Source organism: Pelagovum pacificum, assembly GCF_016134045.1.
Lineage (GTDB): Bacteria > Pseudomonadota > Alphaproteobacteria > Rhodobacterales > Rhodobacteraceae > Oceanicola > Oceanicola pacificus_A.
Window position 1 is genome coordinate 722,029 of the sequence record NZ_CP065915.1, and the last position, 15,545, is coordinate 737,573.

The window sequence follows — 15,545 nt, forward strand, 5'->3', positions numbered from 1 at the left end:
GGCGGATTTGGGATCAGAGCGCGCGCCAGCCGATGTCCGTCCGGTGGAAGCCCTCGGGCCAATCGACGGCGTGGGCCAGGGCATAGGCGGCGTCGCGGGCCTCTTGCAGGGACGCGCCGCGCGCGGTCGCGTTCAGGACGCGGCCTCCGGTTGCGACGGTCTTGCCGTCCCGTGACGCAGTCCCCGCGTGGAACATCATGCGGTGGCTGTCCTCGGGCAGCGCGTCGAGGCCCCGGATCTCGGTGCCCTTCTCGTAGACACCGGGATAGCCCTGGGCTGCCAGAACCACGGTCATCGCGTGATCTTCGGCCCAGGTCGGGCGGACGTCGGACAGGCGGCCCTCGGCGGCGGCCTGGAACAGGTCGAGCACCTGCCCGCCGAGCCGCATCATGATGACCTGCGCCTCGGGGTCGCCGAAACGGACGTTGTATTCGACGAGGCGGGGCTGACCGTCCTTTATCATAAGGCCGGCGAACAGGATGCCGGTGAAGGGGGTGCCACGCTCGACCATCGCTTTCATCGTGGGGCGGATGATCTCGTCCACTGTGCGACGGGCGATCTCGTCGGTGAGGACCGGCGCGGGGGAGTAGGCGCCCATGCCGCCGGTGTTCGGCCCCTCGTCGCCGTCGAAGGCACGCTTGTGGTCCTGCGCGGTGCCGACGGCCAGCACGTCCTCGCCGTCGACGAGGAAGAAGTAGGAGGCTTCCTCGCCCTCCATGAACTCCTCGATCACGACTTCGGCGCCCGCGTCGCCGTAGGCGCCGGAGAACATGTCGTCGAGCGCTCCGAGCGCCTCGTCCAAAGTCATGGCGACGGTGACGCCCTTGCCTGCGGCGAGGCCGTCGGCCTTGATGACGATGGGCGCGCCCTGCGCGGTGACGTAGTCCCGCGCGGCGCCGGCCTCGCTGAAGCGGGCGTAGGCGGCGGTCGGCGCGCCGGCGATGTCGCAGATTTCCTTGGTGAAGGCCTTCGAGGATTCGAGCTGCGCCGCTTCCGCCGAAGGGCCGAGCACGGTGAGGCCGGCAGCGCGCAGGCGGTCGGCGACGCCGGCGGCGAGCGGCGCTTCCGGGCCGACGATGGTGAGGTCGATGGCCTGATCGCCGGCGAATTCCGCCACCGCGTCACCGTCGAGTATGTCGAGGTCCGCGCATTCCGCGATCCGGGCGATCCCGGCATTGCCCGGCGCGACGATCAGTCGGTCGCATTTCGGGTTCTGGGAGATGGCCCAGGCGATGGCGTGCTCCCGCCCGCCGCTGCCGAGGATCAGGATGTTCATGCGCGCCTCCGTCCGGTTCGCGGTTCTCCTAGCCGCGCCGGGAGTGGCGGGCAACCGTTGAACGCGGGGCCCGACCGGGGCTATCAGGTGGGCATGATGGACCTTTTCGAAGACGGCACCGGAAACGCCCCGGAATTCACGGTGTCCGAGATCTCGGGCGCGGTGAAGAAGACGCTCGAGGACAGCTTCGGCCGGATCCGCGTGCGCGGTGAGGTGGGGCGCGTGTTCAAGGCGCGCTCCGGGCACCTCTATTACGACATCAAGGACGACCGGAACGTGCTGGCCTGCACGACGTGGAAGGGCCAGATCGCGAGCCTGTCGGTCACCCCGGAAGAGGGGATGGAGGTCATCGTCACCGGACGGCTGACGAGCTTCGGCGCGCAGTCGAAATACAACCTGAACGTCGACGAGGTCTCGGTCGCCGGGGTCGGCGCACTGATGGCGATGTTCGAGAAGCGCAAGAAGGCGCTGGAGGCGGAGGGCCTCTTCGCGGCGGAACGCAAGCGGCCCGTCCCCTACCTGCCGGAAGTGATCGGCGTCGTGACCTCGCCCTCGGGCGCGGTGATCCGCGACATCCTGCACCGGCTGCGGGAGCGCTTCCCGCGCAAGGTGCTGGTCTGGCCGGTCGCGGTGCAGGGCAAGGCCTGCGCGCCGGAAGTCGCCCGCGCGATCGAGGGGTTCAACGCGATGACGCCGGGCGGCGCGCTGCCCCGGCCCGACCTGCTGATCGTTGCGCGGGGCGGCGGCTCGATCGAGGATCTGTGGGGCTTCAACGAAGAGATCGTCGCCCGCGCCGCCGCCGCGTCGGACATCCCACTGATCTCCGCCGTGGGGCACGAGACCGACACGACGCTGATCGACTTCGTCTCCGACCGCCGCGCGCCGACGCCGACCGCCGCGGCGGAGATGGCGGTGCCGGTGCGGCTGGAGCTGATGGCGCTGAACGACCAGCAGGGCGCGCGGCTGACGCGGGCGCTGGGTCAGGGCGTGATGAGCCGGCGGCAGAGGCTGACCGACCTTGCCCGCGGGCTTGGCCGGCCGGAATCGCTGACGGAGGGCGCGCGGCAGCGGCTCGATTCGTTTGACACGCGGTTGCCGGTGGCGCTGCGGGCGCTCGCCTCGCGCAAGGAGGCGGCACTTTCGTCGGTCGCGGGGGCGTTGCGGCCCGGTGCGCTGCGGCGGCTCATCGGGCAGAATCGGCGGACGGCGGACGCGCTGGCGGGGCGTCTCGGCCCCGCACTCGGCCGTGTCGCGGCGACCCGGCGGGAGCGGTTCGACGGGGTGGCCGGGCGACTGCGGCCGGATCGGCTGTCGCGGGGCGTGGTGGATCAGCGGCGGTCCTTCGATGCCTTGTCACTGCGCCTGTCGCGGGCGGCCGTGACGGATCACGCGGCGCGGCGCGACCGGCTGGCGGCGATGGATCGCCTGCGCGAGACGCTCGGCTACAAGCAGACACTGGCGCGCGGATATGCGGTGGTCTGGGGCGACGACGGCGTGGTCACCACTGTTGCGGGTGCGCAGGCGGCCTCTAAACTCGAGATCCAGTTCGCGGACGGTCGGATGGAGGCCGGCAGTGGCGTCGCCGCCACGACCGCCCCGAAGCCGGCGCGAAAGAAGGGTGACGACGGCCCCGAAGGTCAGGGCGAGCTGTTCTGATCGGTCAGGAGCCGAAGTTCTCGCAGACCAGTTCCTCGTCCCCTTGCCGCGCTTCGTAGTCGAGGCTGCGGGCGGGCTCTTCGAGGAAGACGGTGCGCAGTCCGACGTCGGTCTCGTAGATTTCCCAGCATTGCGGGTTTTCGGGGTCGTGGTCGTAGCGGAAACAGATCGCCTCGCCCTCGGGATACCACGTGCCGAGGCTGCACTCGCCGTCGAGGAACGACCAGATCACCTTCTGGTCGGCCATGTAGCGCTCGATCCCGTAGGGCTCTCCGTCCAGCAGAAAGGTGTAGGTGTTGCCGTCCGTGATCTCGGCGAATTCGTCGGGGCCGAGCATGTCCTGCGCGGCGAGCGTGGCCGGGGCCAACAGGAGGGCGATCAGAAGCGCGTGTCTCATGGCGCGGAGATTGCCCGATGCCGTGGCGGCTGGCCAGCGCGAAGCGGTCGCGTCGGTTCACTGAGCCGCGAGCGGCCGGGTGCGGTTGCGCCATTCGGCGGCGCGGGGGTCCATCACCTTGCGCCAGCGCGGCGGGATCAGTGCGAGGCAGGCCATGATCGGCAGCGAGCGCGGCAGCATCGGCGCATCCTCCGGCAGGGTCAGCGCGGGGTAGGGCGTCGTCGGGTGCGCGTGGTGGTCGGAATGTCGCGGTGCGTTCAGCATCAGCGCCGAGGAGAACCAGTGCGGCGCGTTCCAGCTGTGCCGGGCGGCGATCGGTTCGGGCTTGCCGGACGGCAGGATCTCGCGCGTGAGGCCATAGTGCTGGACATAGTCGGAGAGCAGAAGCTGGCTCTGCGCGAAAGTGCCGAGCGCGAGGACGGCGAAGGCGCCCCACCAGCCGCCGATCAGCGCGCCGAGCAGCAGCGTCAGGCCGGCGCCGGCGAAGTAGGTGACGTACGGGTGTCGCCACGCGGGGCGATCTGTGCGGGCCATCCGCTCGGTTTCGACCTTCAGCCCCTCGCGGAACGACCCGCGCCATGCGCGCAGGGCGAAGCGGTAATAGCCTTCGCCCGGCCGGGCGGAGTTCGGGTCCATCCGTGTCGCGACGTAGCGGTGGTGGACCAGCGGATGCGCGGACGTGTGGTGGCCGAACAGCAGCGTGATGTAGACCCATTTGCCCAGCCCGTGCAGCAGGCGGGAGGTCCGGTGGATCAGCTCGTGCGCGTTGGAATTGCTGATCTGCCCGAAGAACAGCCCGGCGGCGAGGAACAGCGAGAGCTTCTCGATCAGCGACAGCTGCTCGCCGGAGATCGCGGCAACCGCAGCCGCGAGGATCGCGAAGTGGCCGAGCGCGAGCGCGACGGACAGCGTGTCGGCGGCGGGAAACTCCGCGCCCGGATCGTCCTCGGGCAGGACCATCGCCACCAGTTCGTCCAAGGCCGCGGCGATCACCGTGATCCAGAGGAGCGCGAGCACGCACCAGATGCCGCCGAAGGCCGCCGCCAGCAGGATCAGCGGGATCGGCATCAGGGTCGCCACGGTGAAATAGGGCATGGGGCGGGTCATGAGCGTCATCGTACCACGTTTGGCCCCGCCGTGAAGCGGTGGCGACTGTCGCGACCGGGCTTCGCGCGCACCGTCATTCATGTCGTTTTTGCATGGTGTTGGCCCGGGCCGGGCGGCTAGGGTCCGGCCAGTCGTGAAGGGAGAGACGACATGGCGCTCGACAGCAAGGACGGTGTCTGGAAGTCCGGTCGTGGCAAGGGGCGGCGCACGCCGAAAGGCCGCCAGCTCGATGACGCGGCGCTGGCCGAGGTTCAGGCGCTGGTTGGCGACGGCCCGCTGCGGCGCGATCTCCTGATCGAGTATCTTCACCTGATCCAGGACGCTCGCGGGCACCTGTCCGCCGCGCACATGCGCGCTCTGGCGGAGCTTTTGCGTGTCGGGCAGGCGGAGGTCTGGGAAGTCGCCTCCTTCTACGCCCATTTCGACCTCGTGAAGGAGGACGAGCCGCCACCGCCTGCGCTGACGATCCGGGTCTGCGACTCGCTGTCGTGCGAGCTTGCGGGGGCCGAGGCGCTGTTGTCGGCGCTGGAGGAGGGTATGGATCCGGTGGAGGTGCGCGTGCTGCGCGCGCCCTGCATGGGGCGCTGCGATACCGCCCCGGTGCTGGAGCTTGGGCACTACCACCTCGACCACGCCACGCCGGAGGGGGCGCGCGAAGCCGTGGCGGCGCAACACACGCATCCCGTGATCCCGGAGTACGAGGCATTCGACGCCTACCGGGCAGGTGGCGGTTACGAAACGCTCGTCCGGCTGCGTGAGGGCGGAGACTGGGAAGAGGTGCAGCAGACGGTGCTGGACTCCGGGCTGCGCGGGCTTGGCGGCGCGGGCTTTCCGTCCGGCAAGAAGTGGGGTTTCGTGCGGGGCAATCCGGGGCCGCGCTACCTTGCCGTGAACGGCGACGAGGGGGAGCCGGGGACCTTCAAGGACCGCCACTACCTCGAGCGGGAGCCGCACCTGTTCCTGGAAGGCATGCTGATCGCCGCGTGGGCGGTCGAGGCGGACCGGGTGTTCCTCTACATGCGCGACGAATATCCGGCGGTTCTGGCGATCCTGCGGGAGGAGCTCGCCGCGCTGGAAGAGGCGGGGCTGATCGCGCCGGGGTTTGTCGAGTTGCGGCGCGGGGCCGGGGCCTACATCTGCGGCGAAGAGAGCGCGATGATCGAGTCGATCGAGGGCAAGCGGGGCATTCCGCGCCACCGGCCGCCCTATGTCGCGCAGGTCGGCGTCTTCGGCCGGCCGACGCTGGTCCACAATGTCGAGACGCTGCACTGGATCGCGCGGGTCTGCCGCGAGGGGCCGGAGGTGCTCGCCGCGACCGAGAAGAACGGGCGAACGGGACTGCGGTCCTTTTCCGTCTCGGGTCGCGTCGCTGCGCCGGGGGTCTACCTGATGCCGGCTGGGTCCACGATCGTCGACGTGATCGACGCGGCGGGCGGCATGGCGGAGGGCCATAGCTTCGCGGCCTACCAGCCGGGCGGGCCGTCTTCGGGGCTTCTGCCGGCCAGCATGGATGGGGTGCCGCTCGACTTCGACACGTTGCAGCCGCACGGCAGCTTCATCGGCTCGGCGGCGGTCGTGGTCCTGTCGGACCGGGACAGCGTGAAGGACGCCGCGCTCAACATGCTGCGGTTCTTCGAGAGCGAGAGCTGCGGGCAATGCACGCCCTGCCGGGTCGGCTGCGAGAAGGCGGTGAAGCTGATGCAGGCGGACCGCTGGGACGCGGCGCTGCTGGAGGACCTCTGCACGGTGATGCAGGATGCCTCGATCTGCGGGTTGGGGCAGGCGGCGCCGAACCCCATCCGGCTGGTGATGAAGCACTTCCCCGACGTGGTCGGCACGTCGGAGCGCTGAGCGCCGCTGCGCCCCGCCCTTTCAAATCCGGGGGCGGGGGGTTAGGTCATGTGAAATCCCGTAGCGAGGCACCATGGCTTTTTTCCAGAAGCTTAAAGACCGTCTGTTCAACTCGTCCTCGAAGCTCGAGAAGGGCATCGACGCGATCGTCGAGGAGGGCGGTGACGACGCGCCGGACGACAGGTCGGAAGCGCAGGCGCCCGCCGAGCCGACGGTCGAGACACCGCCGCCGCCCGCCGATCCGGTCATTCCGCGCCCGAGCCCGGAACCGATCCCGCAGGACGCGCTCGATCCTGAGCCTGAGCCTGAACCGGAGCCCGAGCCGCAACCGGCGAGCAAGCCGCGGGGCGGGCTGGTCGACCGGCTGGTCGGTCGCGCGCCGGAGGCGCCGGTCGTGCGGCGCGTCATGGACGACGAGATGCTCGAAAGCCTCGAGGAGCTGCTCATCACGGCGGACCTCGGCGTCGACACGGCGGTCCGGGTGACCGCGAACCTCGCGGAGGGGCGCTATGGCCGCCGGATCTCGACCGCCGAGATCAAGACCGCGCTCGCCGCCGAGATCACCCGCATCATGGAGCCGGTGGCGCGTCCGCTGCCGCTCTACCCGGAAAAGCCGCAGGTTGTTCTGGTCGTCGGTGTCAACGGGTCGGGCAAGACGACGACGATCGGCAAGCTCGCCAGCCAGTTCCGCGCGGCGGGCAAGAAGGTGGTGATCGCGGCCGGCGACACGTTCCGCGCCGCGGCGGTGGAACAGCTTCAGGTCTGGGGCGACCGGGCCGGGGTGCCGGTGATGACCGCGCCGGAAGGCTCCGATCCCGCGAGCCTCGCCTTCGATGCGTTGACCAAGGCGCAGGCCGACGGTGCCGACCTCCTGATGATCGACACGGCCGGGCGGCTCCAGAACCGGGCCGACCTGATGGAGGAACTCGCCAAGATCATCCGCGTGATCCGCAAGAAGAACCCGGAGGCGCCGCACAACACGCTGCTCGTGCTCGATGCGACGACGGGGCAGAATGCGCTGAGCCAGGTGAAGACGTTCCAGCAGATGGCCGACATTTCCGGCCTCGTGATGACCAAGCTCGACGGCACCGCGAAGGGCGGGGTGCTGGTGGCGCTGGCCGACAAGTTCGGCCTGCCGATCCACGCGATCGGCGTTGGCGAGCAGATCGACGACCTCGCGGCGTTCGATCCGGAGGAGTTCTCCGCGGCCCTGGTTGGCCTCGAAGAGTAAGAACAGGGCGGCAGCGAACCGCCCGGCGAAAACAGGAAGGATCACCCCATGAGTCTGGACTGGTTGGAAGAGAGCCCGTCAGCAGAGGAGTATGTCGCGCTGCGCGAGCATTGCGGATTGAGCCCGAAGACCGTGCAGGCGGCCGAGATCGGACTGGCGAACTCGCTCTACGTCGTGTCGCTCAAGGACGGCGACGCGCTGGCCGGCTTCGCGCGGCTGGTGGGGGACGGCGGCTGCTACGTGCAGCTTGTCGACGTGATGGTGCGGGCGGGCTACCGGGGGCACGGCTACGGCGCGCACCTCGTCCAGCATTGCCTCGCCTGGGCCAAGGATGAATTGCCGGAGAGCTGCTACCTCAGCCTGATCGCCGACGCGCGAGCGGAGTCGCTCTACCTGCGGGCGGGGTTCAAACGCTCCGTGGGGATGGAGCTGTTCCTCTAGTCACTCCTCCGGGCCGGCGCCGGGCCAGAGGTGCCGTTCCGCCCAGCCGAGCACCGCGATCACCCCGATGGTGATGAGCGTCGCCATCGCGGCGAGCGGCACCTGTCCGACACCGCAAGTCAGCCCGATCGCCCCGGCGAGCCACATGCTCGCTCCCGTGGTGACGTTGCGCACCTTGCCCTGGTGCTGGAAGATCAGGCCCGCACCGAGGAAGGCGACACCGGCGGTCACCGCCTCGATCAGGCGGATCGGGTCGGTGCGCTTGGAGTCGTTGCCGAAATCGAGCGCCGAGATCTCCTGCCCGACGAGGACGAAAAGCGCCGCGGCGATCCCGATCAGCATGTGCGTGCGCAGGCCCGCCGTCTTGGCGCGCCACTCCCGCTCGAAGCCGATGGCGCCTGCCAGCACCAGTGCCGCGACCAGCCGCACCACGGCGGAGGTCGGAGAGACGACCGCGAAATGCGGGGTCACCTCGTCTGCCAGCGTTGACCACATCGGATGACACTCCTCCTGCTTTCCTGAAGGCTCAAACGGGCGAGGGGAGCGCTTCGTTCCGTCCGCAATGCCTTGCCATTCCCGGCGTTTGGCGCAACGAAGCGCCGCATGGGCGAATGGCTGGTCTCCATCTCGGGCACGCCGGAGGGCGCGCATCTCGCGACGATTCTCGCGCTCGTCTCGGCATTGGCGCATGCGGCGTTCGGGGCGATCCAGAAGGGCCGGCACGACCCCTGGCTGTCGCGCGGGGCGATCGATTTCTGGCTCGTCGTGTTCAGCGCGCCGGTGGCGTTCTTCCTCGTCCCGTGGCCGACGGCGACGACGGCACTGATCCTCGCCGGCAGCCTCGTCATCCATTTCGGTTACAAGCTGACGGTCGCGCTCGCTTACGAGCGGGCGGCCTACACGGTGGTCTACCCGGTGATCCGGGGGACGGGGCCGCTGGTGACGGTGATCTTCGCGACGATCTTCTTCAACGAGCATTTCACGCTGGTGCAGTGGCTCGGGGTGGCCTGTCTGTCGGGGGGCATCCTGCTGCTGGCGGCGCGCAACCTCAGCGAAGAGAAGATCGACGCGCGGGCGTTGAAGATCGGGCTGATCTGGGCGGCGGCCGGGGGCGGGATGGTCGCGCTCTACACGACGTACGACGCGTTCGGCATCCGGTCCTCGCTCGATCCGTTCACGTTCCTTGCGTGGTTCTTCTTCATCACCGCGATCGATTTCCCGGTGCTGGCGTGGTTCCGCTACCGGCGGCTCGGCGCGCCGGGCGGCGTGTCCTCGCTGATGTGGCGGGGCGCGGTGGGCGCGTTGATCGCCTGGGTGTCCTTCGGCGGCGTGATGTTGGCGACCCGGCTGGACAAGGTGGGCGAGGCAGCGGTCCTGCGCGAGACGTCCACGGTGTTCGCCGCACTGATCGGGTGGTTCATCCTCGGCGAGACCGTAGGGCCACGCCGGCTCTTTCTCATGAGTTTGATCGCGCTCGGGGCTGTCATCGTCGAGATGGGAGGGTAAACGGACATCATGAGCGAAAAGCAGATCAATCCCGTCCTGAAGCAGGTCCTCGAACTGGGGCCGACGCTGGTATTCTTCCTGATCTACCTGCGGCTGCGGGACAGGAGCTTCGACGTCGCGGGCGTCGAGTATTCCGGCTTCATCGTCGCCACGCTGATCTTCGTGCCGATCCTGTTGATCGCGATGGGCATCCTCTGGGCGCTGACGAAGAAGCTGAGCCGCATGCAGGTCTTCACGGCCTTCATGGTGATCTTCTTCGGCGGGCTGACCGCCTGGTTCAACGACGAGCGGTTCTTCAAGATGAAGACCTCCATCGTCTACGGGATCATGGCGCTCCTGCTCGGCATCGGGCTGCTGCGCAGGCAGAGCTGGCTCGAGTGGGTGATGGGGGAGCTCCTGCCGATGAAGCACGAGGGCTGGATGATCCTTACCCGGCGGCTGTGTTTCTTCTTCCTCGCGCTGGCGGCGGCGAACGAGTTCATCTGGCGGACGCAGAGCACGGACCTCTGGGTCAAGCTCGAGACTTTCGCGCTGCCGGCGGCGCTGATGGTGTTCCTGTGGGTGCAGATCATCGCGCTGCAGAAGTACCTGATCGAGCCGCCGGGCGACGAGACCAAGGGCTGATTGGTCAGAGTGACCGGTAGCGGTGGTGCGACGGAGCGGCGGGGCCGGGGGTCTTGCCGCGCAACCGGAGAAGCTCCTCCGGGTCGATCTCGCGGAGGAAGCGCAGACCGCAGGCGCCACCCCGCACCCACCTGACACGCGCACCGATCGCATCGCTGCCCGAGCGCAGGGCGATTTCCTCTCCCAGCGGGAGGGAGACGCCGGTGACGCGGCCGCCGACCGAGCAGACATTGCGGAGAGTGGCGCGCACGGGGCCCCGGGATGTGTCGAGCCGCACGTCGCAGTCACAAGGCAGGCGCATCTCGCGGTATCGCATCCGGTTCCTCCCGCGGGCAGTCTGCCTGACAATCCTTACCAGGCCCCTAAGCCCGGTTGAGGCGGAGTGGACTGCGTGCCGTCTCGGGCGGTGTCGCAGCTTCGGGGCGGTCGACGAGGCCGCGCAGGAGGTCGAGGGGCAGACGTTCGGGCGTCAGCAAGAGCGCCTTGTAGAACCGCCAGACGCCGGGGCGGAGGTAGCCGGACCAGTGGCAGACTCGCGCCTTCGGCGGCGCGATACGATGGCCGAGCGCGCGGAACGCGGCGAGATTGCCGGGGCGGTCAAGCGCGAGGTCGAGCCAGTTCCGCTGTTCCGGCCCGCGATGCCCGACGGTCGGCCCGGCCAAGGGCAGGGCGAGTCGCAGCAGGATGTCGAACAATGCGTTCTCGCGGCCCGTGACGTTCAGCACCTCGGCCGCACGGCCGGCGGGTGAGGCGACCAGCCGCGCGCTCTCGGCGCGGAACAGGGCGGCGGAAATCAGGATCAGCCGCTGCACCGCGCCGGGTGGCAGGCCGGGCAGGGCGGCGAGCGCCACGCGTGCGCCGAGGCTGTGACCTACGAGATGCACCGGACGGTCGGGGTCGAGCTCATACAGCAGCGCGAGCAGCCGGGACAGGCGCCGCGCCGCGTGGGACGACGCGCGCCACGCCCGCCAGATGGAGCCACGCGCCGACCAGCCGAAGGCGATGCCGAGCCCGGCATCGCCGCCGAGGCCGAGGTGACGCGGCCAGGAGATCGCCTTCCAGCAGTCGATCGCCGGGTCGAGCGACAGAATATGGCGGTGCGGATCGCTTTGCGGGCGGTCGGGGCAGAACTTGAACCCGTGGATCATCACGACGACCGGCGCACGGGGCGGCAGGGCCTGTACGGCGAAGCCGAGCTCCGCGCGGTCGATGGAATCGGTGCCGTTGATCGACAGGAGTGCCATGACGGTCCCACAACATCTTGCGGAGGTCGTAGCGGTAGCCTGCGACAAGGGCTTGAAGGTGGTGTTACACCACCGTGACGGTGCCACAGCGCCAGGGCTGGCGCTTGACGGACCGCCGGCGCGGGTCTAGGCAAAGGTCAGTGGCGCTTTGTTCACCGGATTGCGGGCCACTCTAAACATTCCGCTAAAGAGGTCAGGGGTCCGCCCCGATACCTTGCCCGGTGTCGGGGTTTTTGTTTGAAAGGAAGGGACCCGCGATGACCGACTACAAACGCCGCACCAAAGCCGTCCACGGCGGTATCCGCCGCTCGCAATATGGCGAAGTCTCCGAGGCGATGTTCCTCACCCAGGGCTTCGTCTACGAGACCGCCGAATCCGCCGAAGCTCGGTTCATCGAGTGCGGCGAGGACGAGTTCATCTATGCCCGCTACGGCAATCCGACGGTGCGGATGTTCGAGGAACGCGTTGCAGCGCTCGAAGGGGCGGAGGATGCTTTCGCCACCGCCTCGGGCATGGCCGCCGTCAATGCGGCGCTGACCGCGATGCTGAAGGCCGGGGACCATGTCGTTTCCGCCAAGGCGCTGTTCGGTTCCTGTCTCTACATTCTCGAGACGGTGCTGACCCGTTACGGCGTAGAGGTGACCTTCGTCGACGGCACCGACCTCGACGCGTGGAAGGCCGCGATCCGGCCCGACACGAAGGCGGTTTTCTTTGAAAGCGTGTCGAACCCGACGCTGGAAGTGATCGACATCGAGGCCGTCTCCAGGCTCGGCCACGAGGTCGGCGCGACGGTGATCGTCGACAACGTCTTCGCAACCCCGACCTTTTCGCGCTCCATCGAGCTGGGCGCCGACGTCGTGGTCTATTCCGCCACGAAGCATATCGACGGGCAGGGGCGTGTTCTCGGCGGGGTGATCCTCGGCACGCGGGAGTTCATCCGCAAGGTCGCCGAACCCTACCTGAAGCACACCGGCGGCAGCATGTCGCCCTTCTCGGCGTGGCTGCTGTTGAAGTCGCTGGAGACAATGGACCTTCGCGTTCGGGCACAGGCGGAAACGGCGCTCGCGCTGGCGAAGGGGCTGGAGGGTAATCCCAAGCTCGACCGCGTGATCTATCCCGGCCTGCCGGCGCACCCGAACCACGCGCTCGCGATGGAGCAGACGGGCAGTGGCGGCACGGTGCTGTCGGTCGATTGCGGATCGAAGGAGGCGGCGTTCAAGGTTCTGAATGCACTGGAGATCTGGACGATTTCCAACAACCTCGGCGATGCGAAGTCGATCGTGACGCACCCCGCGACCACGACCCACCAGAGGCTGACGGAAGAACAGCGCGCCGACCTCGGCATCACGCCCGGCCTCATCCGGTTGAGCGCGGGGCTGGAGGATGCGGGCGACCTGCTCTCCGATCTCGAAACGGCGATCGCGCAGGCCTGACCGGCGCGACACCGGGCTGCCCGGCGGTTTGGGTGGAATCGCCGGGCGCCCTGCCCATATGGTAGGGCGGGGAGCGAGGGGGACGACCAGATGAATATCTTCACACCCGACGTGGACAAGGACCCGACGCGCCAGGACCTCGAGGACGCGCTGCGCGTGATCCGCAAGTGGGCGGCGAACGCGACGGCGGAAGAGATCGACGCGCTCGATCCCGCCATCGCGCGGACGCTTCCGGGCTACAACGCGCGGAATTATCCCGACCTGTCCCGCATCTACGATCCCGACTTCCGGGCCGACGACGCTTATCGCGAGACGCTGCCGGACCTGCAGAACGGGCCGGCCTCGCTGATCCGGGGCGAGGCGACGCAGATCCAGCATGTCGGGATCTCGAATTTCCGACTTCCTGTGCGCTATCGCCTGCGCTGCGGCGGGGAGACGACCCTCGAGACCAGCGTGACCGGGACCGTCAGCCTCGAGGCCGAGAAGAAGGGCATCAACATGTCCCGGATCATGCGGTCGTTCTACAAGCACGCGGAAGAGACGTTTTCCTTCGGGGTGATGAGCCGGGCGCTCGACGACTACATGAGCGATCTCGACAGTTTCGATGCCCGTATACAAATGCGCTTTTCCTTCCCGATGAAGGTCGAGAGCCTTCGCTCGGGGCTGCAGGGCTACCAGTATTACGACTTCGCGATGGAACTGGTGGAACGGGCCGGGGTGCGGAAGAAGATCTTCCACCTCGACTATGTCTACTCTTCGACCTGCCCCTGCTCGCTGGAGCTGTCGGAACATGCGCGTCAGTATCGCGGCCAGCTCGCCACGCCGCATTCGCAGCGCTCGGTCGCGCGGCTCAGCGTGCTGGTCGATCCGGAGGCGGACGAGCGGCTGTGGTTCGAGGACATGGTCGACATGGCCCGCGCCGCGGTGCCGACCGAAACTCAGGTCATGGTGAAGCGCGAGGACGAGCAGGCGTTCGCGGAACTGAACGCGGCGAACCCGATCTTCGTGGAGGACGCGGCCCGGCTGTTCTGCGAACAGCTCCGCGCGGACCCCAGGATCGGTGACTTCCGGGTCATCGCCAGCCACCAGGAGAGTCTGCACAGCCATGATGCGGTCTCGGTTCTCACGAACGGGCCCACCTTCGCGGCGGAGAGCCTCGATCCGAAGCTCTTCACCTCACTGTTCCACGTCGGCTAGGCGGGTGGGTCGTCGGCACGGCGCGGTGCCGCTTGACACTCCGCGCGGGCGGGGCCAACGGTTTGCGTCATGCTCGACCTGCGCCCCGTAGGATATGTGATCGGTCTGCTTGTGGCGTGTCTCGGGCTTACGATGCTCGCGCCGCTGATCTCGGACCTGACGGTGAACAACGGTCACTGGCCGGTGTTCCTCGAGGCGTCGGTGATTACCGTGTTCTCGGGCGGGCTGACCGCGCTGTCCTGCCGGAACGGCGTGACCGAGGGGCTGTCCATCCGTCAGACCTTCCTGCTGACGACACTGGTCTGGCTGGCGCTGCCCTTCTTCGGCTCGATCCCCTTCGTGATCGGCGCGACGAACCTGTCTTTCACCAATGCCTTCTTCGAAGCGATGTCAGGCCTGACCACTACCGGCGCCACGGTAATCGGCGGGATCGAGGCGCTGCCCGAAGGGCTGAAGCTGTGGCGGGGGATCCTGCAATGGCTCGGCGGGATCGGCATCATCGTCATGGCGATGGTTTTCCTCCCCGAGCTGAAGGTCGGGGGGATGCAGGTGTTCCGCTCCGAAGCGTTCGAGACGATGGGAAAGATCCTGCCGCGGGCGACCGAGATCGCGTCGCGCATCTCCGTGATCTACGTCGGGCTGACGCTCACCTGCGCGCTCGCCTACTCGGCGACGGGCATGAACAGCTTCGACGCAATGGTGCATGCCATGACCACCGTCTCGACCGGGGGCATGGCGAACACAGACAGTTCCTTCGGCATCTACAGCGCCGGTGCGCACTACGTCGCCTGCGTCTTCATGGTCCTCGCGGCGCTGCCGTTCGTCCGCTACGTGCAGATCATCACCGGCAGTGCGAAACCTTTGTTCCGCGATCCGCAGGTGCGGGCGTTCCTCGCAACGATCGGCATCATCGTCTGCGTGCTGAGCGTCTTCCTGTTCGAAACGTTCCACGGCTACAACGAGATCGCCTTTCGCGAGGCGCTGTTCAATGTCGTCTCGATCATGACCGGGACAGGCTATTCGAGCGCCGACTACATGCAGTGGGGGCCCTTCGCGGCCGTCCTGTTCTTCCTCGTCGGCCTGATCGGCGGCTGTGCCGGCTCGACCGCCTGCTCGATCAAGATCTTCCGCTACCAGCTGCTGTTTGCCTCCATCAAGACGCAGATCAAGCGCATCCACACGCCACACGGGGTCTTCACGCCGCGTTTCGACGGGCGACCGGTGGGGCAGGACGTGCTGAACTCGGTCATGGCGTTCTTCGTCGCCTTCATCGTGACCATGGGTCTCATCACCGTCGCATTGGGGCTGACGGGGCTCGACTTCATCACCTCCGTGTCGGGCGCGGCGACGGCGCTTGCCAACATCGGGCCGGGCCTCGGGGACGAGATCGGACCGGCGGGCAACTTCCAGGGACTGAACGACGCAGCAAAGTGGATCCTGTCGATCGCGATGCTGGTCGGTCGCCTCGAAGTGCTGTCCGTCTTTACGCTGCTGACATGGTATTTCTGGCGCAGTTAATGCCTGGTTAACCATGCTTGGGCCGGGTTCGGTGGTCCGCGCATTCCCCCTCCCTACCACCCTT

Annotated in this window: 15 protein-coding genes and 1 riboswitch; of the genes, 9 read left to right on the forward strand and 6 right to left on the reverse strand. The window is 68.0% G+C overall.

Annotation, left to right across the window (positions count from 1 at the left end):
* Positions 1-13: 13 nt before the first annotated feature.
* Entirely contained in the window at positions 14-1,276 is a 1,263-nt protein-coding gene (gene purD / locus I8N54_RS03750) for a phosphoribosylamine--glycine ligase (protein WP_140193852.1), read from the reverse strand.
* Between the two features lie 93 nt (positions 1,277-1,369).
* Between purD and xseA the strand changes: the two genes are divergently transcribed.
* Entirely contained in the window at positions 1,370-2,932 is a 1,563-nt protein-coding gene (gene xseA / locus I8N54_RS03755) for an exodeoxyribonuclease VII large subunit (protein WP_408635343.1), read from the forward strand.
* Between the two features lie 4 nt (positions 2,933-2,936).
* On the opposite strand, the gene I8N54_RS03760 is transcribed toward xseA, so the two are convergent.
* Together I8N54_RS03760 and I8N54_RS03765 are read right to left on the reverse strand one after the other, a co-directional pair.
* Positions 2,937-3,329, reverse strand: coding sequence for a hypothetical protein (locus tag I8N54_RS03760; protein ID WP_140193851.1), 393 nt, complete (start codon positions 3,327-3,329; stop codon positions 2,937-2,939).
* Positions 3,330-3,386: 57 nt separating this feature from the next.
* Complete coding sequence (locus I8N54_RS03765; protein ID WP_140193850.1) at positions 3,387-4,436, reverse strand: alkane 1-monooxygenase; 1,050 nt, start codon at positions 4,434-4,436, stop codon at positions 3,387-3,389.
* Between the two features lie 150 nt (positions 4,437-4,586).
* On the opposite strand from I8N54_RS03765, the gene I8N54_RS03770 reads away from it, so the two are divergent.
* The 3 genes from I8N54_RS03770 to I8N54_RS03780 all read left to right on the forward strand — a co-directional run bounded on the left by I8N54_RS03770 (position 4,587) and on the right by I8N54_RS03780 (position 7,959).
* On the forward strand, positions 4,587-6,287 hold the full coding sequence (locus I8N54_RS03770; RefSeq protein WP_140193849.1) for an NAD(P)H-dependent oxidoreductase subunit E: 1,701 nt from the start codon (positions 4,587-4,589) through the stop codon (positions 6,285-6,287).
* Positions 6,288-6,360: 73 nt separating this feature from the next.
* Entirely contained in the window at positions 6,361-7,518 is a 1,158-nt protein-coding gene (ftsY, locus tag I8N54_RS03775) for a signal recognition particle-docking protein FtsY (protein ID WP_140193848.1), read from the forward strand.
* A gap of 48 nt (positions 7,519-7,566) precedes the next feature.
* Positions 7,567-7,959, forward strand: a complete 393-nt coding sequence (locus tag I8N54_RS03780) for a GNAT family N-acetyltransferase (protein ID WP_140193847.1) — start codon at positions 7,567-7,569, stop codon at positions 7,957-7,959.
* Here the strand turns inward: I8N54_RS03780 and I8N54_RS03785 are convergent, their stop codons facing one another.
* Positions 7,960-8,454, reverse strand: coding sequence for an MgtC/SapB family protein (locus I8N54_RS03785; RefSeq protein WP_140193846.1), 495 nt, complete (start codon positions 8,452-8,454; stop codon positions 7,960-7,962).
* A gap of 108 nt (positions 8,455-8,562) precedes the next feature.
* Between I8N54_RS03785 and I8N54_RS03790 the strand changes: the two genes are divergently transcribed.
* Both I8N54_RS03790 and I8N54_RS03795 read left to right on the forward strand, forming a co-directional pair.
* The gene (locus I8N54_RS03790) at positions 8,563-9,465 is read left to right on the forward strand and encodes a DMT family transporter (RefSeq protein ID WP_140193845.1); all 903 of its coding nucleotides are present in this window, start codon (positions 8,563-8,565) and stop codon (positions 9,463-9,465) included.
* Between the two features lie 9 nt (positions 9,466-9,474).
* Positions 9,475-10,089 (forward strand): inner membrane-spanning protein YciB, encoded by a 615-nt coding sequence (locus I8N54_RS03795; RefSeq protein WP_140193844.1) that lies wholly within the window; start codon positions 9,475-9,477, stop codon positions 10,087-10,089.
* Positions 10,090-10,093: 4 nt separating this feature from the next.
* Here I8N54_RS03795 and I8N54_RS03800 read toward each other — a convergent pair whose 3' ends face one another.
* Together I8N54_RS03800 and I8N54_RS03805 are read right to left on the reverse strand one after the other, a co-directional pair.
* Positions 10,094-10,405: a PilZ domain-containing protein gene (locus I8N54_RS03800; RefSeq protein ID WP_140193843.1), complete on the reverse strand. Its 312-nt coding sequence runs from the start codon at positions 10,403-10,405 to the stop codon at positions 10,094-10,096.
* Positions 10,406-10,451: 46 nt separating this feature from the next.
* Entirely contained in the window at positions 10,452-11,333 is an 882-nt protein-coding gene (locus I8N54_RS03805) for an alpha/beta fold hydrolase (RefSeq protein WP_140193842.1), read from the reverse strand.
* Positions 11,334-11,463: 130 nt separating this feature from the next.
* A riboswitch (SAM riboswitch) is annotated at positions 11,464-11,542 on the forward strand.
* A gap of 48 nt (positions 11,543-11,590) precedes the next feature.
* On the opposite strand from I8N54_RS03805, the gene metZ reads away from it, so the two are divergent.
* The 3 genes from metZ (at position 11,591) to I8N54_RS03820 (ending at position 15,481) form a co-directional block, all read left to right on the forward strand.
* Positions 11,591-12,766 carry an O-succinylhomoserine sulfhydrylase gene (metZ, locus tag I8N54_RS03810; protein ID WP_140193841.1) on the forward strand — a complete coding sequence of 392 codons (1,176 nt, stop codon included), beginning with the start codon at positions 11,591-11,593 and terminating at the stop codon, positions 12,764-12,766.
* Between the two features lie 90 nt (positions 12,767-12,856).
* The gene (gene folE2, locus I8N54_RS03815) at positions 12,857-13,963 is read left to right on the forward strand and encodes a GTP cyclohydrolase FolE2 (protein WP_140193840.1); all 1,107 of its coding nucleotides are present in this window, start codon (positions 12,857-12,859) and stop codon (positions 13,961-13,963) included.
* Positions 13,964-14,032: 69 nt separating this feature from the next.
* The gene (locus I8N54_RS03820) at positions 14,033-15,481 is read left to right on the forward strand and encodes a TrkH family potassium uptake protein (protein WP_140193839.1); all 1,449 of its coding nucleotides are present in this window, start codon (positions 14,033-14,035) and stop codon (positions 15,479-15,481) included.
* Positions 15,482-15,545 lie beyond the last annotated feature (64 nt).